General features: G+C 40.8%; 10 protein-coding genes. 5 read left to right on the top strand and 5 right to left on the bottom strand.

Annotated features, from left to right (window positions below):
- Nucleotides 1–19 precede the first annotated feature (19 nt).
- From DDU33_RS00745 to DDU33_RS00730, 5 genes are all read left to right on the top strand, one after another.
- Entirely contained in the window at nt 20–12,394 is a 12,375-nt protein-coding gene (locus DDU33_RS00745) for a two-partner secretion domain-containing protein (RefSeq protein ID WP_108922516.1), read from the top strand.
- Nucleotide 12,395: 1 nt separating this feature from the next.
- Complete coding sequence (locus tag DDU33_RS00740) at nt 12,396–12,905, top strand: SMI1/KNR4 family protein (protein ID WP_162882207.1); 510 nt, start codon at nt 12,396–12,398, stop codon at nt 12,903–12,905.
- A gap of 63 nt (nt 12,906–12,968) precedes the next feature.
- Nucleotides 12,969–13,145, top strand: coding sequence for a hypothetical protein (locus DDU33_RS10860; protein WP_157951825.1), 177 nt, complete (start codon nt 12,969–12,971; stop codon nt 13,143–13,145).
- The gene (locus DDU33_RS00735; protein WP_108922512.1) at nt 13,133–14,737 is read left to right on the top strand and encodes a hypothetical protein; all 1,605 of its coding nucleotides are present in this window, start codon (nt 13,133–13,135) and stop codon (nt 14,735–14,737) included. The genes DDU33_RS10860 and DDU33_RS00735 overlap by 13 nt, the downstream gene beginning before the upstream one ends.
- A gap of 1 nt (nt 14,738) precedes the next feature.
- On the top strand, nt 14,739–14,921 hold the full coding sequence (locus tag DDU33_RS00730; protein ID WP_108922510.1) for a hypothetical protein: 183 nt from the start codon (nt 14,739–14,741) through the stop codon (nt 14,919–14,921).
- Nucleotides 14,922–15,681: 760 nt separating this feature from the next.
- Here DDU33_RS00730 and DDU33_RS00725 read toward each other — a convergent pair.
- From DDU33_RS00725 to DDU33_RS00695, 5 genes are all read right to left on the bottom strand, one after another.
- Nucleotides 15,682–16,950: a hypothetical protein gene (locus tag DDU33_RS00725; RefSeq protein WP_108922508.1), complete on the bottom strand. Its 1,269-nt coding sequence runs from the start codon at nt 16,948–16,950 to the stop codon at nt 15,682–15,684.
- 15 nt (nt 16,951–16,965) lie between these two features.
- On the bottom strand, nt 16,966–17,175 hold the full coding sequence (locus tag DDU33_RS00720) for a helix-turn-helix transcriptional regulator (protein ID WP_108922506.1): 210 nt from the start codon (nt 17,173–17,175) through the stop codon (nt 16,966–16,968).
- 1,087 nt (nt 17,176–18,262) lie between these two features.
- On the bottom strand, nt 18,263–19,237 hold the full coding sequence (locus DDU33_RS00705) for an IS30-like element ISApl1 family transposase (RefSeq protein WP_012478345.1): 975 nt from the start codon (nt 19,235–19,237) through the stop codon (nt 18,263–18,265).
- A gap of 318 nt (nt 19,238–19,555) precedes the next feature.
- Nucleotides 19,556–19,735: a zf-HC2 domain-containing protein gene (locus DDU33_RS00700; RefSeq protein ID WP_005818068.1), complete on the bottom strand. Its 180-nt coding sequence runs from the start codon at nt 19,733–19,735 to the stop codon at nt 19,556–19,558.
- A 9-nt stretch (nt 19,736–19,744) separates the two neighbouring features.
- Nucleotides 19,745–20,293 (bottom strand): sigma-70 family RNA polymerase sigma factor, encoded by a 549-nt coding sequence (locus DDU33_RS00695; protein ID WP_005818070.1) that lies wholly within the window; start codon nt 20,291–20,293, stop codon nt 19,745–19,747.
- Nucleotides 20,294–20,391: the final 98 nt, after the last annotated feature.

Below are 20,391 nucleotides of genomic sequence, written 5' to 3'. Positions count from 1 at the left end.
TGATGTCTCGGAGTGAAAAATGAATAAAAAATGTTTTCGTGTGATTTTTAGTAAAACCCTTCAACGCCTAGTGGTGACGTCTGAATTAGCAAAATCAGAAGGTAAATCTACGGAACAATCCGCTTTTAGCTTATCGCAAATTTTTGCCCAAATCCGACCGCTTACCTTTAGCCTTTATTGTGCATTAGGCTTTGTGGCATTTTCTGATTCGGCATTAGCCAATCTGATTATTCAAGCCGATAAATCTGCCCCGAAAAATCAACAACCAATAGTGCTACAAACGGCAAACGGTTTACCGCAAGTCAATATTCAAACCCCGAACGACAAAGGGCTTTCACATAATAAATATTCAAAATTTGATGTCGATACCAAAGGTGCAATTCTTAACAATAGTCGCACCAATGTGCAAACACAGCAAGGTGGCTTAATTACGGGCAACCCTTATTTGGCAAAAGGTGAAGCGAAGGTCATTCTAAATGAGGTGAATTCATCCGACCCATCCGTTTTAAAAGGCTATGTGGAAGTAGCAGGTAAAAAAGCGGATGTGATTATCGCCAACCCATCGGGTTTACATTGCGAAGGTTGTGGCATCATTAACTCCGACCGAGCAACTCTCACCACAGGTAAACCGCAAATTAAAAACGGTCACCTTGACAGTTTTGTGGTGGAAAAAGGTAAGGTCAAAGTTTCAGGTAAAGGGTTAGACAATAGCCGTGTCGATTATACGGAGATTATTGCTCGAGAGACAGAAGTCAATGCAGGTATTTGGTCGAAAAAAGAAGCCAAGGTGGTAACAGGTAAAAATACCATCAAGCGGTCAGAAAGCCCTGAAAATTTGCAAATTATTCACACAAACCAACCGCTTGCAACAGAAAGTCAGCCACAATTTGCTATCGATGTCGGCGAACTAGGTGGTATGTACTCAGGTAAAATCCACCTTATCGGTACTGAACACGGTGTCGGGGTACGTAATGCAGGACATATTGGAGCGAGTGCGGAAACCCTCAAAATTGACAGCGAAGGTCGCATTGTCAATACCGGTACGTTAAATGCCAACCACGCCGTTCAACTGGTAGGCACAAAAGGCATTGAAAACCGAGGCAAAATCGAAAACCGCCAAGGCGACATAACCTTTAACACAGCAGCTGATATTCAACAAGACGGCTCGGTGGTGGCTCGTAGTGGCAATATTCATCAAACGGCACATCAAGCGATCACGCAACAAGGCGAAACGGTGGCAAAAGGGCGTATTACCTACAAGGCGCCCAAGGTTACCGCTTCAACCTCGTCCTTAATTGCCGCCGGTGTAGAGATTCAAGACACTCCAAACGGCGAAACCCGTACTCTTGAAAAAGCGAGTGCCCAAGGGCAATCGATTGTAGTCAACACGACCGGAAAAAGCACGTTACAAGGCAAAGTGTTGGCGTCGAATGTCCAAGTCAATGCTGCTGAGGCGAACCTCGATAACAGCCAAATCTACGCCTATGCCCTGAATGTACAGGCGAAAGCGGGCAACATTCAAGCGGATAATGCCGTGCTGATGGCGGAAAAAACGCTCAATCTTACCACGCCAGCCCAACTTCAAACCCAAAACAGCGTGCTGAAGGCGGAAACGCTGACCACCCAACAACGCTCACTGAATACCAAAGGTGCCATTTGGGAGCAAACCGGCAGCGGCGAATTAAAGCTCAATGTTGCCGATAAACTGCAAAATCGTGGCGGTACTTTTAAAACCCAAGGGGATTTAACGGTTAATGCACAGGGAATGGATAACCAACAAGGGCGTTTGCTGGCAAAAGGCAAACTGACGGTCAATGCTGCTCAAGGTAAGGTTGATACGACACAAGGCATGTTGGTGGCGGAGAAAGACGTTGTGATTAAGTCAGGCGAATGGCTTAATGACGGCGGTTTAATTCAATCTCACCAAAATGTAACGATAAATACCCATGGGCAAGCACTTTCGAACCAACAAACGCTCACGGCAACACAAGACAAAGGCATTGTAGCGTTGGGGCAATTAAATATTCAGTCGTCCAATTTTTCTAACCAACAAGGGCGAGTAGTCAGCGGTGGCAATCAGCAGCTTACTGCCACGAACGTCAATAATGACCAAGGTTTGGTTTATACCCAACAAAACCTCGCCTTAAACGCACAAAACCTGACTAACCACCACGGCATGCTCAATGCCACCCAACAGGCAACCTTAGCACTGACTGGGAATTTAAGCCAAACGGCAGGCACGGTTGAGGCGGAGCGTATCACGCTTTCGGCTCAAAATCTGAACAGCCGTGAGCATAGCCGTATCGTGGCAAATCAAACGGATTTGACCATGGCGAATCAGTTAGATAACAGCAACAGCTTGATTCAAGCGAAAACGGCAGCTTTAACGATTTCAAGCCAAGCATTAAATAATACAAAAGGGGACATTCAGAGTTTACAAGGTCGTGCCGATATCAATACCCATCAACAAACGCTTGATAATACCGCCGGTAAAATTCGCTCAAAATCTACGCTGACGTTAAATAGCGGAAAATTAGATAACACCCAAGGTGCAATTCATAGCGAAAGTGATATTTGGCTTGATACCCATCATCAAACATTAACCAACCAGAATACTCTTTCATCAGAACAAGGGATTGTGGCATTGGGTAAATTGACGCTAAAAAGCGCAGATTTGGTTAATCAACAAGGTTATATTGCAAGCCGAGAAGCACAAACATTAAATGCTCGTGCGGTTGATAACACGCAAGGTTTGATCAAAGCAAATCAGGCATTGACGTTTGTTGCACAGTCAGTTGAAAACAAGGAAGGGATCATCTCAGGGAAAACAGTCGCTAATATTTCTGTTGCTGATCATTTTACACAAACAGCCGGGCAGCTTGGGGCGGATACACTGTTGTTAAATGCAGCTCGTTTAACGAGCGATGAGGGTAGTTTGATCTCGGCAACGAAGGCAGATATTCAAGTCTCAGGGCAGTTCAGTCATCAACAAAGCCGTTTAAATACGGTTGGGGATCTCACGGTTCAAAGTCAGGGCTTAAACAATCTGCTTGGGGTTATCAATAGTGCTGGAGGAAATATCGCTATTCAGACCCCAAAACAGCAGTTGAATAATACCCGAGGTCAAATCACTGCGAAAGGTAAACTGATGGTTAATTCAGGCGAATTGCAGAATCAGGCAGGTTTGCTTTATAGCGAGCAAGATATCAAGATTAATACGCATGGAAACACGTTAAATAACCAACAAATCCAAGGGAAATATCAAGGTATTTTAGCGCTTGGCAATGTAACGATAGATTCAGGTAAATTGGATAATACCCAAGGTGTGATTTCCGCTAAATCTGTGCAATTGAATAGCACGGCATTAACCAATCGCTTAGGTCGTTTGCAAAGTAATGAAGATTTATCGCTGACGACTCAACATCTTGAGAACAGTCAAGGGATCATTTCAGGTGCAAAAAAGGTGACTTTAACGGTTGCGAAAAGTTTACAGCAAACGGCAGGTCAAATTGGTGCAGGCGAATTAACCCTCAATGCCGGCTCACTCCAATCAACAGAAAAAAGTGTGATCGCGGCAGATAATGCGACCTTAACGGTTCAGCAGGCATTAACTAATACAGACAGTGAAATCTCTGCGACTCATCATCTTGCGATAACGAGCCAAGCATTAGATAACCAACGAGGTTTATTGCTTGCTGAGCAAGGCAATTTAACGCTTAACACCCAACAACAGCAGATCAATAATCAGCACGGTAAAGTGGTTGCTAACCAACAACTCCAAGTTGAAAGTGGCGCATTAAATAACCAAAACGGCTTGGTGCAAGGGAAAACCGGTGTCAGTTTAAATACGCACCAGCAATCGTTGGATAACACATTAGGTAAAATTATCAGCCAGCAAGCTTTAACGATTGCCGCCGGTGAGTTAAATAATCAGCAAGGTCATATTCAATCTACGCAACAAGCCGACATTCATTTGGGGCGTGCGACATTGCATAACACATTGGGTGTGATGAAGTCTGAGGCGGATTTACGTTTAAATGCCGGTGTCGTGCGTAACCATCAAAGTGTGGTGGATGCAAAAAATCTGCAAGCGGATCTCATTGCTCTTGAGCAAGAGGGCGGCGTGATTCAGGCGAATCAATCGCTCAATTTAACGGCAAGCGGTCAAATCTCTTCTACCAACCGCAGCTTAATACAGGGAGAAAATCTGCACATTACAGTTGCCGGTCAGCTTGATAATCAGCAAAGTGAAATCATTGCTAAGCAAAATGCAACGCTTAGCAGCGGACAGCTCAATAACAATCAGGCGGCGATTGTGGCAGAGCAAGGTAATCTTCAGATCACCACCCACCAACAAGCTCTAACAAACCAACAAGGGAAGTTAAGTGCCGGCGCGAATTTGACGCTTGAAAGCGGCGATTTAGATAACACCGCCGGTTTGATTCAAAGTCGCCAAAATATGACGATTCACACACATCAAGGCAATTTGAATAACCAACAAACGCAAGTCTCTGCACAAAATTCTGCACAAAATAAAGGGATTATTGCGTTAGGCGAGTTAGCTTTAACAACGCAAAATTTCCTGAACCAACAAGGTTATTTATTAAGCCAACAGGCGCAAACCTTGAACGCACGAAACCTTGAAAATGACTCGGGGGTATTGGCTTCGCTAGGCGGACAAAAAGTCTCGGTGCGTGAAAATATCACTAATCGCCAAGGTAGAATCAGTGGGGAATCAACAACCCTTACCGCACAAGCCATTGATAACCAAGCCGGTTTATTGCAAGGCAGCCAAGCTCTCACTGTCCAAGTGCAAGGCAATTTGAACAATGCGAAAGGACAAGTGAAATCTAAAGAAACGCTCAATATAAAAGCGAATGAAGTCAATAACCGTGAAGGACAAGTTCGAGCAACGGAAGGGACTCTATCACTTTCTGCCGTATCCACCTTAGACAATACGCTGGGTAATATCACAGCCAAACAGCAAGCGACCATTGAAGCGAATGCCTTAAACAATCAACAAGGTTTAGTGTACAACGAGCAAGGTTTACTTCACATAAACGTGAAGCAAGCCCTTGATAATGCAAACGGCAGCGTGATCAGCAAAGATACGTTTGTGATCAAAAGCGATTCATTCAACAACCAACAAGGCACGCTCTATGCTGAAAACCAAGGCAACATTCACGTCAATGGTTTATTGGATAACCGACAGCTGGGCAAAATCCACGGTTTGGGCGAAATGGCAATCCAAGCGAACCAGATTGATAACCGAGGCGGCGAAATTCGTACCCAACATAAACTGGTGCTGAATGCAACGGCGGATATCAACAACCCAAAAGTGAGTCACACCGGCTCGTTTATTGAAAGCGGCAATGTCTTGTCTATTCATACCGCACAGCTGAATAACCGCCAAACTCAATCCACGAATGAAAAAATGAGCCAAGGGATTCTAGCCTCGGCACTAACGATTTCAGCGCAGGTGCTGGATAACCAACAAGGGAAAATTCATAGCCGTGTGCAAGGCGATTTACAGATACAATCGAACCTGAATAATCAGCAAGGCGAAATAACCGGTGGTGGCAATGTCGCGATTCAGGGTAAAGCACTGACGCTTAACAACCAAAACGGACGTTTGCAAGCGGTGGATTCGCTTTCCCTTTTTGCAGATGAAGTGACGACCAACGGGCATATTGAAGGGCGAGATATTACGATTCGCCAGCAAAAAGATTTTGTGACAAATAACCACATCAATGCCGACCGAAGCTTATCCATTAGCACGGCAGGTAATCTGACCAATCAGCATAACTTATATGCCGATGAGCAAGTTACCTTAAATGCCAACCATATTACCAATCGTATTGATGGGCGCATCAGTAGTGCCAACACGCACATTACTGCAAAAGGCGATTTAACCAATGAAGGGTTAATCAACAGCGTGAGTGCCGATGAAAATGCCCAAACCGTGATTAAGGTGGGCGGTCGTTTAACCAACACGGGCAAAGGACGCATTTATGGCGATAATATTGCTCTGCAAGCGGATAAGTTTGAAAACCGCGATAAAGATTACGGCAACGGCGAAATTCTCTCTGCGGTGGTGGCTGCACGTGGGCGTTTAGATATTGGCGCACGAGAAATCGAGAATAACACCGGCTATTACCTTTCAGATAACCAAGTGGGCGCAACACTTTTCAGTGTGGGCGATATGAGCTTTGGTCGCATCTTAAACGGGCATCATCAAGCAGAAGGGAAAGCCGAAGTATTACGTAATAACAGTAGTGTGATTGAGTCTGAAAGCCGTATTCGTTTTGGGGTGGATAAGGTTTATAACAATAATACGCATTTTACGGCAGCACACGTTAAAAAAGATGAAAAAGTAACCGAGATTACGAAAGTTTCGGAAAACCCGCTGAATGAAACCTATATCATTCCAATGCACCGAGACAGCCGAGGGAATTTACCGACTTATTATAAGAATGACAAAGGAGATGATTTTTCAAAAATTTCCTCAGAATATAAGCATATCCCAATGGAGCTACTCCGCTGGGCTGGTTGGAGTCGAGCAGGGCAATTGGTTTATAACCTCAATAATGTCGAACCTACCGTTTTAAGTGCCGGCGAGACAATTCGCCCGGATATGTTATTAGCAAGTCGTAACCAAATGCGTTGCGATTCCTATTCTGATGGAGCAAAAAATTGCACCTATATTCCTGCTGGAAACTATGGACTTGATAGCCCGATTTGGACATATGCCGGTGTTCCTGCACCAAGCAGACCTTCACCCATTTTCTCTTTTGATGAGCTTGCCTCACAAGGTTACAAAGAAGAAGATTGGTTTAGCCTTGATCCGAAAACCAATGAATTAGATATTTTCAACGTACCAGAAGAGCCTGGCACTGCGCCGGAAAAACCGATACGTTTGGAAAATGAGAGCGAAGCAGATTTCCAATTAAGAATGGATAGCTATCAGCAAGCTCTAGCAACTTATACCAAAGCAGAGAAAAAATGGGATTATTACCAAAACCGTATTAAACCTTATAACGATTGGGTGGCAGAGAATGAAGCCATTCTTGATGCAGTAGATAAAAAAATTGAAGAACATAACCAAAATCTAAGTAAAGCTTTGGGGCAGCAGTATTTTCGTGATTTTTGGCAAATAACTCTTAAAAATCGCCGTGAAGATGAAAGCAAAGTTTTGACGACTGTTGCTGGGCAAATTATTGCCGGCGGAAATTTAGAAGCCAATAGCCAATCTTTTGTGAATAATCGCAGTGTGGTGATTGCTGGTCAAGATATGTTGCTCGAAAATAAAATTAAAAATGAAGATGAGAAAGGCTTACACCGTATTACCGATACGGGCGATAAAGTCTTTACTTTCGATAAATGGCGTGGAGGAAGAAGACGTTATTTCCAACGTAAATGGGAAAATGGAGGTGATTACACCCGCATTATCGAAACGCCATTTGATATGCAGGTGGTTCGAACAGAAAAATACGTAAATTATGCTGACAACAAACAAACCGATGATTCACTCAAAAACAAAACGCTTCATCAACTTTCGTTAAGCAATGTGAGCGTACAGAATGACGTGCTCTCTGCACAAGGGAACAAAACGCTGGGGGGATTAAACTCGCTCGGTTCGGCTTCGTTTACCTCATTGGGCGGAACGGTGCATCGGGTGGATGCATTAGATGCTTGGTCGGGCAACGGGACGGCGGTGGATGTTCAAACGCCGGCAGGGAAGCAAGATGCCTTCCAAACCTTGCGTGGTAATGCCTTCAAACCGACCACAGTGGTGAATAACAATGCCAATACTCCGGCTCGCCCACTGGTACGCATTGCGCTGAATGAACAGCAAGAAGTGCGGAGCATTCAGCCGAATTTAGTGATTCCGCAGAATGTGCTGTATCGGGTTAATGCAAATCCGACCAACCGTGTACTTGTTGAAACCGACCCGGATTTTACCAACCAAAAACGTTGGTTAAGCTCGGATTATATGTTCAACGCCTTGCGCTATGAACCGAATGCGGTGCAAAAACGCTTAGGCGACGGTTTTTATGAGCAGCGTTTGGTGCGTGAGCAAATCAACCGCTTAACGGGCAGAAATTTTGTCGGAAATTATACGGATTTTGACAGCCAATATCGTGGCTTGATGGATGCCGGTATCACTTTTGCACAAAAATTTAATTTACGCCCGGGGATAGCCCTTTCATCAGACCAAGTGGCACAGCTGACGGCTGATATTGTATGGCTGGAGAGCGAGCAAGTGACCTTACCGAACGGCAAGGTGGAAAATGTGCTCGTGCCGAAAGTGTACGCATTGGCGAAAAAAGGCGACATCACGGGCAATGGCACGTTGCTTTCGGGTAACAAAGTGATTCACAAAGGTGGCGAGTTTATTAACAGTGGTACGGTGGCTGGTCGGGAGTTGGTGCAGTTTGACAGCGAGAGCATTCGCAACAGCGGCAACATCAGTGGTGGGGCGATTGTGGGCAAGGTGAGTGGCGATATGGAAAACCTCGGTGGCACGCTAGAAGCCGACCGAGCGATATTGCTTAATGTTGCTGGTAACTTTAATCATACAAGTCAAACACATACCACCTCAGTTAATGAACAAGGCTATCAACGTACCGATACTACCATTGGTCGCAAAGGCTTGTTACACGTCAAAGGCGAAGACGGCACGCTACAAATCCAAGCGCACAACATTAATCTTGCCGGAGCAGACATCATCAATGACGGACAAGGTCAAACCTATCTTTCTGCAAAAAACAACCTTAATCTGACCGCTTTATCGGTGGGCTTTGATGAGAAAATGGGCGGAGGCAATCACTATCGTAACGAAGCGGTACAAAGTGTGGAAGTCAGCCGTGTGCAAGGCAAAGGCGATGTGGTACTAAGTGGTCAAAACATTTACAGCGAAGCAGCGCAGTTGGAAGCGAAGCAACGCTTAGCCTTGTTAGCGGAAAATGATGTGGTGTTGGGTTCCGCAACAACCTCCAGTGCGCTGACGGAATACCATCACACAAAAAGCGGTGGTGCATTCGGCAGTTCGAAAAAAACGACCTTAGATACCTATCAAGATAAAACCCAAGTTGGCACCACATTGGGCGGAGGCGATATCCTTGTTTCTGCCGGCAATGACCTGAAAGCTAAAAATCTTCAAGCGATTGCCGATAAGGATTTAAGCCTACAAGCGGTCAATAATGTCAGTATTTCTGCCGATACGAATTACTTTAAAGACACGCATTTTGAGCAAAAATCGAAGTCGGGCATGTTCTCGGGTGGTATTGGCATTACTTTTGGTAAAAAATCCGAAACCCACGAAAGTGAAGCGGAAGGCTGGCAACAAAGTCAAGCACGCAGTACGCTGGGCAGTGTGTCGGGCAATGTAAGCGTAAAAGCCGGTAATCATGCCCATCTATCAGGCACAGACTTAATTGCCTCCAAAGAGCTTGGCAAAGCTATTACGATTGAAGGTAAATCGACTTACATTGGTGCAAGCCAAGATGAGTTAAGTTCAAAAGAACGCCACGAGTATAAACAATCGGGCTTGACGATTGCGTTTAGTTCAGCGGTCACCGATGCCGCAATGGCAGTGCAAAGCAGCCTAAAACGTTCGGAGCAAGTCAAAGACGAGCGTTTAAGTCAACTGCTCAAAGTGAAAGCCGCAAATGAAGCGGTTGAGACGGTGCAAAAAGCCAGCAAAGCGATTGACGCAATACAAAAAGCGGGCAGTGTCAGCGAAGGGTTAGCCAATAGCGATGCGAAAATCTCGGTGAGTATTGGGGCAAGCAAATCCGTTTCAACCAGCCATACCCAACAAACCACTCACCAAGGCAGTGAGTTAAGTGCCGGTGCGGTCACTGTTCGGGCAACAGAGGGCGATAACAGCATTGTTGGCTCAAAAATCAACGCAAAAGAAGCCACTATTGAAGGCAGTAACATCAATTTACTTGGCACAACAGACACTCAAAGCAACCGCAGCGACAACAAGAACAGCAGTTGGAGCGTGGGCGTGTTTGTTGGTAAATCGGGCGGCTCGACCGGTTTAGGCATTGAAGGTGCAGCAAGTGTTGGCAAAGGGCATTCAAACAGCGACTCGCAGGTGCAAAACCACACGGAAATCAACGCCGACCGTTTAACGATTAAAGCGAAAGAAACCACTACCTTAAAAGGCGCAACGGCGAACATCAACCACTTAGCGCTGGACACAAAAAACTTACATATTGAAAGCGTGCAAGATATTGAAAAATATGACAGCAAGCAAACGCAAGGTGGTGTAAGTGCTTCAGTTGCCATTTACGGCAGCGGTTCGAGTGTGTCAGCTCAAGGTAGCCGCACCAAAGCTAATGTGGATTATGCGCAGGTCAATCAACAATCGGGCTTTAATATTAAAGAAAGCTCGACTATCAACGTTGAAGAAAACACCCACTTAAAAGGCGGCATTATCAATGCCCAAGGCGACAAAGCAAACCACAGCTTAAAAACCGGCACGCTTACGACAGAAAACATTGAAAATCGTAGTGATATTAAAGTCAGCTCGGTCAGCGCCGGTGTAAGTTCGGATATGACACAAATGGCAACAATGGCAGTGGGAGCGGCATTAAGTGCCTTAGGCAACACAAACGAAAGCGAACGCAGCCAAACACAAGCAGCGATTAGTTCAAATATCAACGTGCAAATTACCGACAGCGAGAAACAAAAATCCCTCACTGGCAAAACGGCGGAAGAAACCTTGCAAGGCTTGAATCGAGATGTGGCAAATGCGAACCAAAAGCTGGATAAGCAAGACTTAACCAAAGCACAAGAACGTCAAGAAATGGTGCAAACTATTGGGCAGATTTCGGAAGACTGGTTGCAATTTGCGGTGGGCGATAAGCTTGAAGAAGCGGCTAAAAAGCGCCAAGAAGCGGACGCCATCGAAAAAGAAAACCCGACAAAAGCCACCGTACTTAGAGCCCAAGCCCAAGCGATTGAAGCGGAATACGGCTTAGGTAGTAACTTGCAAATGGGTGTTCGAGCAGCCACGGCAGCCCTACAAGGCTTGGCAACAGGCAGTGTAAACCAAGCTGCGGTGGGAGCGGTTTCGCCATATCTGAACAAGCTGATTAAAGCGCAAACCGGCGATAATAAAGAAGCTAACTTAATCGCTCACGCGGTATTAGGTGCAGTGGAAGCTCATATCACAGGCAACAACGCCGCAGCTGGTGCACTCGGTGCCTTAACGGCAGAAGCAGCAGCTCCACTGATTATGCAAACGCTTTACGGCACGGAAAAACCGGAAAACCTAACCGACAGCCAAAAACAAAACGTATCAAACCTAAGCCAAATTGCGGCTGGTTTAAGCGGTGGTTTGGTGGGTGATAGTACGGTAAGCGGTATTGCAGGGGCTGAGATTGGAAAACGGGCGGTGGAGAATAATGCTCTTTCCCTTAAAGATGTTTATCAATACCAAAAAGCATTAAAAGCAGCTATTCAAAATGGTGAGAGTGTTGAGGAAGTTCATCAGAGATTTAAAGAGTTAAGTGAAAAACAACGCGCTGAATTGGTGGCTAATTGTGATATTGAATGTAGAGCAACAGTACCGAATGAATTATTGGGTGCTGTTGGTTTTGCAGATGAATTATCTGGAGCATTCAACAATTGGCTGAGTGGCTTACCTGCAGATGAACAAACAAAATTCTATCAGTTAGTTGAAGAAGAAAATGCGAAAACCATTGAAGTCTTGAAAGCTCAACAAAGTGGTTTAGAAAAAGGAGCTGAATTAGCCCTTGGTGCAGTGCATTTACTTGCTAAAGAGGATATAAATAATTCCTCCAATAAAAGAGCTATTTATAATCCAAAACAAACAAGAGCAAAAATTGAAGATAAATTTGGAGAGCATAATGTAAAATCGACCACGGTTGTTCAAAATACACGCTCTACAGTTACAGAACGAACCTTAAAAACGGGAGAAAGTGTTCAGATTATTCAATCAGAAGGTGGCAAAGCAATTCAAGTTCATTCTAAACCTGATGAATTTGGTAATACAAAACTGCTCGCAAATATTGCGTATGATACGAGAGGCTTACCTGTTTTTGATGATGTGGCGACATTTACCACAAAAATTGAGAAGCCTAAAAATTATCAAAATTTATCTAGTAAAGTAAGGAGAGAGCTTGAAATGAAAAATGCAACTCTTGCATTAAAGCAAGAAATAGAGCAAGGTAAAGTCAATAAAAATCTATTTACTCAAAGGCAACTAGAAGATATTTATTCAGGTAAAGCTCAAATTGATAAATATACATGGCATCATAATGCTCAAAGTAGCCCTAATAATATGCAATTATTACCTACAAATATTCATGATGCAGTGAAGCATATTGGTGAAGCATCTTTAAGTGAGGGGAGATAATATGAAATTTAGAAATTTAGAAATTACATATGATAATGGCACAGTTGATATTTCAATCATTAAAGACGTTGAAAATATTTTTAATATCAAGTTTCCTAAGTTATATGTTGAATTGATATCGAAACATAATAATCTTTCGGTAGAACCTAGTTATATTACTTATTATGATAGCTATAATAAAGAAGATGGTATGGCTGCTATTGGTTTTGATAGCTTTGAAACTGAACAGAACCCAGATCCTCAAAATATCTGTAGACAATATATTTATGATGATCCAACTTATGGTTATGAAGCTGTGTATTCATTTGCTCGTACAGGAAATGGGGACTTTATCTGTTTTGATTATCGAGAGGATCCAAACGGAGATGAACCAAAGATTTGTATTGTAATTCATGATGAGTATGATGAAAAAACAGGGAAGATGCTGCTTTTCCCTGTGGCAAATAATTTTGAGGAGTTTTTGGATAGCCTAAAATCTTTTGATGAAATTATGGCTAAATATTCCACATAGAACATAGAGTGGGGGGCACAAAGCATATAATGTAGAACACAGGGGTAATACAAGCGGTTGTTTATGATTAAAATTTTGCAAATTCTAGTGGTAAATCTACCGCTTGTAGGCTGTCAAAACATTTACAGCGAAGCGGCACAGCTGGAAGCGAAGCAACGTTTATCAACGTACAAATTACCGACAGCGAGAAACAAAAATCCCTCACTGGCAAAACGGCAGAAGAAACCTTGCAAAGCCTAAACCGAGATGTGGCAAATGCGAACCAAAAACTGGAGAAGCAGGATTTACAAGCTCTGCAGGAACGCCAAGAAGCGACCCAAATTGTGGCAGAAATGGGAGCAAAAGCGGTCGGTGATTTAGCCAAAATGATGAACTGGGAAGACGGCAGCCCACAAAAAATCGCATTGCACGGCTTGATTGGCTACCTCTCAGCGAAAGTCGGCGGAGGCAACACTGCAGCTAGTACCCTTTCAGCAATGGGCAGTGAATACATCAACACCGAAATTGCAAATTATCTGCAAGAAAACACCGCTTTAACGGCAGACCAACGCAATGCGATTCAACAGGCAAGTGCGGCAGGCTTGGGTGCGTTAATTGGTGCGAGTTTAGGCGGTGATAGCAACACAGTAAACCAATCGGCACAGATGGCGTGGAGAACGGAGAAGTTTAATCGACAGTTGCACCCTGAGGAAAAACAGAGAATTAAAGATCTTGCCAATGGAGATAAAGAAAAAGAAGCGCGTTTAACGGCGGCAGCTTGTGCTTTAGTACATTGTTCGGCTCAAATTCCAAGTGATGATCCAGAGTATGCCAAAGCGAAGGCGTTGGAAGATTTGGGGAATAGTGCGGAATTTGCGAGTGAAAGAGCATTGCTTTCTAAACAAGTGGGAACGATTGGTGATGACGCTTTTGCTGCCAGCACATTAAAACCAATGTTTAATTACAATAATGTTTACCGAGCCAAAGATTACGATGATGCAAATCTGCAGGTGCTGACACGAGTAGGAGGAGCAGCTCAGTCGGTTGGAGGTGTAGCAGCAACTGTTTTTGGTGTAGGTATATGCGAAACGGGAATGGGTTGTGTTGGAGGTGTGCCAATTGCTGCGTATGGTGTAGATAATGCAGTGGCAGGTGCAAGAACAATATATTCGGGCAAATATCACTCAACAATCGGCGCAACAGCGTTAGCTGATTTGACGGGAATAAATCCAGAAACGGCGGAGCTTATTTATAGCTCTCCATCAATGGTGTTTGGCGTAAAACCGATCGCAATGGGAGCGGCTAAAGCAACAGGTGCAGTGGCTAACGAAGTTGCTCGTGTTGGTGGGGATGTTAAATATGTTGCTGGGGAGTTAGGGAAGGATGTGAAGGTAGGAGCAACTTATATTAATAATACGGGAGCTATCATTACCAGAAATTTAAATAATGCAATAGAAAATACAGGCACCAAGAAATTTGGATTAGGTGTTGTCGGTGGTGGAGTTGGAGAGCTTGTTGTTGAAAGCCGTTCTTATTCAGAGGGTAAAAAAGACATCACACCAACAAACTTAATCGGAACAGCAAATAACATTTTGAAGTCGGGATTAACGGGAGGGATTACAGCTAATACAAATACATTACAGGCTTTAGGGATAAATACGGTATCTAGCATAACTTTAAAAAATCAAAGTGGTAATGAAGCGTTTAAGGAAAATATAATATCCTCTTCAGTTGGTAGTGCTCTTGGATATAGAGGCTTTTTATCAGAACCTCTGTCAGGTAGTATTAATTCAATATTGACTGATGAAGCAAAGAAAAAATTGGAAAAATATAGTAATAAAGGAGTTGAGTGATATGAAAAAACTTTTTATTGCTATATCTCAATGTGTTTTGGCTACCGTAGTATTTTATATAATGATAGTTATTCTTTCCGGTTTTGATTTTAGTATAAGTTTTATATCAATTTTCTTTGATGTTTTTCCTATAGTTGTAGTTATAAAAATACTAAATTTTCTTGCGGGAAGTAAAAAAATATAAGGGATTGGGAGGTGTTTTACAAAGTATGCTGTTTATAATTTGATCTCGTTAGAAGCCTTGAAAATACAGGTTTCTTTATCATAAAAATTATTTACAGCATACAATGTAGAACACAGGTGTAATACAAGCGGTTGTTTATGATTAAAATTTTGCAAATTCTAGTGGTAAATCTACCGCTTGTATTTGATTTGTGGTATTTGGGGCAACATGAGTGTAGAGAAATAAATCATGTTAGGTTGTAACTGTTATTGAGTTTTAAAATCGCCTGTGATGGCGATTTTTTATTTCTATATACAATAAAGTTAGTTGCTAATACTTGCAATATGCCTAAAACTTGATCTAGAATATTGCTGAATTTAGGCAAATATTCTCGATTTGCTTTTTGGGGAATCACCCGTTTTTATTTTGTTCAACCAGTTTTTTTAGAGAAATAGGGCTTATCGTAAAGATAAGAGAGAATTTACTTACTGGGTGAACAAAAATGAAAAAGAACTTACACCTCCAACTCTCCACATCTTACAACTTTTTTATTTCTCAAGTTTGTTGTTTATCTGAAGCGGAAATGCTTATTTCGTTAAGTTAATTTATTGCCTTGCCAATATCTATCCCTGTTTGCCGAAATAGTGATGTATAGGATTGGCTACTTAGCAATAGGTTGCCTTTATGTCGCAGATCGAGCTTCCGCAGATTAATAAGATTAATATAGCATTTAGCTGAAGTGATCACTTGTGCAGACATCAAGCTATCCAGCTTTATTTGGCTAAAGCCAACAATACACCCTTTGAAATTTACCATTTTTTCGTTTAGTTAATTTTGTTTCTCTAAAACGCCCATTTATACATTCAATGCCATCTCGCGTTGTAATTAATAAATTTTTAATTTTAGATACCGATAATCCAGTCGTTTTCAAAATCGAGCTGATCCTTGTGTTATCGGGATCCGCATTTGTTTTTTCAAAAACATCTGGTCTTTTTTTATACAGTTCAACATGTTTGTATATATCATCATTTTCTGATTTTGGCAAAATGATAAATCCAGTATTATTATATGAGTATGCTATTTCTTTTTTGATTTTGTCGGTAAGAAGTTTCTTTTGAAATGTTGAAAATTGAATGAAGTCATCTTTCTTTACCGACATAGCTGTTTTTACTTCTCTGAGAAGTTTATTTTGTTTTATATCCTTATTATTTTGACTTCTCTTCTGACTTAATATGCCTGTCATTGTATAGTTTCTAAATCGACGAATCGCTCCATTATCATAATAAAGTGATATAGCTACTTTAAGCCAAGATAATGTATCTATGTTTTTATCAAAACCTTCTGGTCTTGGTTTTGTAATATATGCAATTATTTTAAATAAATCATAATATGTTTTTATCCAAGCTGTTTCATTTTCTTCCGTATATCCAATGTCAGATAGAATAGATCTGATTTTACCATTTGCATTGTATCTTAGATCTTTCCCATCACTTGTAAATATTGCATTTTTATCTAATAATATTATTGAATGACTATGAACATTAATTTCCCCATTATGGCTAGGTTCAAAATCAAATAAGGTAAATTCTCCTGAACTGCATTTTATATTTTTATATACTAATTTTGCATAATTTTTTAATTGGTTTATTTTTTCAAAAGTAATATCTGCATTAATATTCTTTGGTGATAGAGTTAAGAATATCGCTTTGAAATCTACTAATTTAGTATCCAGCTTATACCTATTTCTTTCTATCCAATGAATTAGACTATCTTCCTTATTTTGTTTGAAATTCTTTAATAACAATGCTATCTCTTCATCTTTTATGATTTTTTCCAGCGCACCTATAATTTCTTTTTGTAGTTTTAATAACTTATAATTGTAGCAATTAATACAGGTCAAAAGATTGCAAGATTTAACTATTCTATACATCATGCCAAGATGTCTGGCATTAAAGTGAGATTTTCTGCAATTTTCTTGTTTATCCACAATTACAGTACCAAATTGGTAATACTCTATACCAATGTTTATTATTTTATCTAATCTATACATATTTTCCCCCTTTTCTTAAATATTACGTTGCTCTAGCATTTTAGTTATAAACTCATCTATTTCGCTTTCTAAATAGCCCACAGAGTTAACACCTAGATTTATTGGTTTTGGAAAGTCGGGTTTATATCTATTTTTTGACTTTTCATTTTGCCAGTCATAAAAAGTACTTTTTGATATTCCTAATTTACTAATAACTTCTTTAGGTCTTAATATTCTCATAGTCATAAAAACTCTCCATTGAATAAAATTGAAATCACTTGTTCTTGGTTGAACTATTAAATAGCTTATCCAGCTTACATATGAAAATCAATATATTTAATTCAGTAAGTCATTGATATAAAAGGAATATAAAAGGTCTATAAAAGGAATGAAAAGAGCTTTTAAAGGTATTTAAAAAGCCTTTTTTAGTTTATTGTTATATTATAATTAGATGTTTTCCTAATAAAATTTTTAATATATCTTCTTGATTTCATTAATTAAAAATCTATCTAGTCAAATGGCAAAAAAATCCCTTTATAATTCCGTATAAAAATTGAGCATTTTTCCGAGAAAAAATTAATTGGAGAAGTTTGATTGATTGTTTTTTGAACTGCTTATTGTTGGGTAGTTAAGTTTTTTTATTCTTTTAGGGAGTATTTATCGCTATTATGGCTATGTTTTCGAGGAAAACATAATCCGCTATCATAGAATAGTCTGAGCCAAAATGAAGCTAGGAATTTCATTAACAAGATCAACTTATGATGTATATGTGATTCGCATATAGTAGATGCATTAAACCTATTATAATCTGCAAGATTTATATGTAATCGTCTATTATTCTTGAAAGCTATTTGTATATGTGGCATCTCTAACTTCAACAACATTCGAGGGCAGTAAATTTTTTGGTACCTAATTTGGTACCTAATTGAATTTCTGAATCCAATAGAATCTTTGTATAACAAGGGATTTTTGCATATAATTCAGATGACGCCAGCAAATTGAAATAAACCAACGTAACAGAACGTAACAAGAAGCCTTGAACCGCAACGGTTTGAGGCTTTTTTGTTTCTCTCTTTGTCTCTCCACGTAAACCAAAATAATAGACTTTTAGTAGGACGTTTAGTAGGAGCACTCAAGGCAACATAGGAAATCGTCCTACTAAAATAGCTAGAATAGCAAAACCACTTACAAATACAGAAAAAGCAAAACCAAAAGATAAAAAGTATTCTCTTACAGATGGCGGAGAGCTTTTCTCATTGGTTAAACCTAGCGGGGTTAATGTCGGTTTATGATTGGAAAGCGGTCTAGTTTAGTGTTTTTTTGCCTTGAATTGTCAAACCAAGTGCAACGATTTTTTGAAGTAAACTTCATAAGGTGTTTTCCAACCTAAACATTTACGTGGTCGTAAATTCAGTTTATTGATCACCTGTTGAATATCAACTTCGCTCCACTGATTGATGTCTTGGTGCTTCGGAAAGTATTCACGAAGTAACCCATTTGTATTTTCATTCGTTCCCCGTGTCCACGGTTGATGCGGCTCGGGGAAGTAAAATTCTACACCCAGTGCTTCTGTTACCAAACGATGTTGGGCAAATTCTTTACCACGGTCTGGCGTAATTGACCGCAATATATGTGAATCCAGCAATTCAATCATGGCTTTTTGGACTGCTTCGGCTTTTTTGGCAGGAATTTTCTTCACCAACTCAAAACGACTTTTGCGTTCCGTCAGCGTCAGCAAACAAGCTCCACCCGCTTTACCCAGTACGGTATCGGCTTCCCAATGTCCAAAGCGACTGCGATTTTGCGCCGAAATGGGACGGTCGTTCAAATGGTTGGATATCTGAATTTTGCCACGTTTTTCATGATGATTTTTTGTATGCCGTGTTTTGCCTTTGTGGCGCAGTTTGCGACTGGCTTTGCGTTCGCCTATATCAAACAACCCTGAATAAATACCACGATAAATGGTTGAATAACTAATGGATAATTCAGATTTTTCCAATTTTAATCGTGCGCTGATTTGTTCGGGCGACCAGTTTTCTGTCAGAAACTTTTCTTGCACCAAATTGAAATATTCAGGCTGCTCTAATTTGCGCTGTGCTTTGCTATTTTGACGATGCTTCAAATAGCTGTTTTGTGCGTTCGTTGCACTGTAGCTTTCTAGAGCGTGTCGTTTCAGCTCGCGAGAAATGGTGCTGGAGCTACGTCCCAGTGCTTTGGCAATTTCTGCTTGTTTTTTGCCCTGTGCGAGTAAAATCATTATCTTTTCTCGCTCGTTTATTGTAAGATGTCGGTAGGAAGTACTCATCATTTGGAAGTGGTTTTTGTGTGGAAACAAAATTATATTCTAGTTGATGAGTACTTCTTTTTTTGTTGCACTTGGATTGTAAATTCAGCGCAAAGAAAAAGGTGGGTTATTCCGCCTCTTTTAAAGTTTTAGTAAGTCTATTCCTAAATCCTTCGGTCGTTTTGGAAGTTTTGATGATTGATTTTCTTTTTGGAAAGAGAGCAAGTAAGTCCGTAGATCATTTGTAAAGACGATCACAAACATTTTCTTCATTGCTCCCCCCTGAATAAGTGGAAAAATTAATAAACTTCATGAAGCTACCTATTTTAATTTCGGTAGCTCTTATTTTTTTGCATTTTTTGCAAATTCCTTCATTAAGTATCTTAGTTTGATACAATTTTGCCTAAAATCACGGCAGTGGGAACAAGTCATTAAATGAATACGTAAACTAAATTTTTCTTGTGATGTTAGTGGTCGCTCATGAGAATCTGAAATAATTCTTGTTGCTTGACGACAGCGCATAGAAGCTCCTTATAATTTTCTGGAAAGACAATATTGCAGCTGTAAGCGAGCACGATAAAGAGTTGTATGTAAATTAGATGTGCTTAACTGCATTTTCTGGCAAATTTCATCTGACGATAATTCTAAAAATTCACGCATCATAAAAACACGAGCTTGTTGAGCGGGTAGATGAGTTAGACATGCTTCAAAAATTAGCCAAAATTCTTTAGTGTAAATGTTTTCTTCATGGTCTTTTAACCTACTAGGTGTACAAGCTAAATTCCAATGCCCGGATTCATCAAAAAACATATTTGGCGAGTCTTCGTCTTCTATTTCACTTTCTAAAACAACTCGTCCTTTCTGGCGCAGATAATCAATAATTTTGTTTTTTAAAATAGCAAACACCCATGTTTTAAATGCGGCCTCGCGTTTAAAATGATTGATATTTTTAAACGCACTTAAGAAGGATTCTTGAACAAGATCTTCAGCGAGCTCGTGGTTGCTCAATTGTAATTTAGCAAATTTCAACATCTGTTGGCGAATTGCATTTAATTCCTTTTCAGAAATTTGATTAGGCATTGTTATTCCTTTAAAAAAATTGTAAGAAATGAAAAGTCTCTTCGTCTAATATCAATGAATGAATCAACTTCGTTCAAAATATAATCTATAACTTATAG

The organism is Actinobacillus porcitonsillarum (assembly GCF_003101015.1).
Lineage (GTDB): Bacteria > Pseudomonadota > Gammaproteobacteria > Enterobacterales > Pasteurellaceae > Haemophilus_A > Haemophilus_A porcitonsillarum.
Note: the sequence above shows the minus strand (reverse complement) of the source record. Positions and strands in the feature narration are given on the sequence as shown.

Excerpts from the sequence above, each read along its gene's own strand:
- DDU33_RS00745 (WP_108922516.1), top strand. The coding sequence starts at position 20 with ATGAATAAAAAATGTTTTCGTGTGATTTTTAGTAAAACCCTTCAACGC.
- DDU33_RS00740 (WP_162882207.1), top strand. The coding sequence starts at position 12,396 with ATGAAATTTAGAAATTTAGAAATTACATATGATAATGGCACAGTTGAT.
- DDU33_RS10860 (WP_157951825.1), top strand. The coding sequence starts at position 12,969 with ATGATTAAAATTTTGCAAATTCTAGTGGTAAATCTACCGCTTGTAGGC.
- DDU33_RS00730 (WP_108922510.1), top strand. The coding sequence starts at position 14,739 with ATGAAAAAACTTTTTATTGCTATATCTCAATGTGTTTTGGCTACCGTA.
- DDU33_RS00725 (WP_108922508.1), bottom strand. The coding sequence starts at position 16,950 with ATGTATAGATTAGATAAAATAATAAACATTGGTATAGAGTATTACCAA.
- DDU33_RS00720 (WP_108922506.1), bottom strand. The coding sequence starts at position 17,175 with ATGACTATGAGAATATTAAGACCTAAAGAAGTTATTAGTAAATTAGGA.
- DDU33_RS00705 (WP_012478345.1), bottom strand. The coding sequence starts at position 19,237 with ATGATGAGTACTTCCTACCGACATCTTACAATAAACGAGCGAGAAAAG.
- DDU33_RS00700 (WP_005818068.1), bottom strand. The coding sequence starts at position 19,735 with ATGCGCTGTCGTCAAGCAACAAGAATTATTTCAGATTCTCATGAGCGA.
- DDU33_RS00695 (WP_005818070.1), bottom strand. The coding sequence starts at position 20,293 with ATGCCTAATCAAATTTCTGAAAAGGAATTAAATGCAATTCGCCAACAG.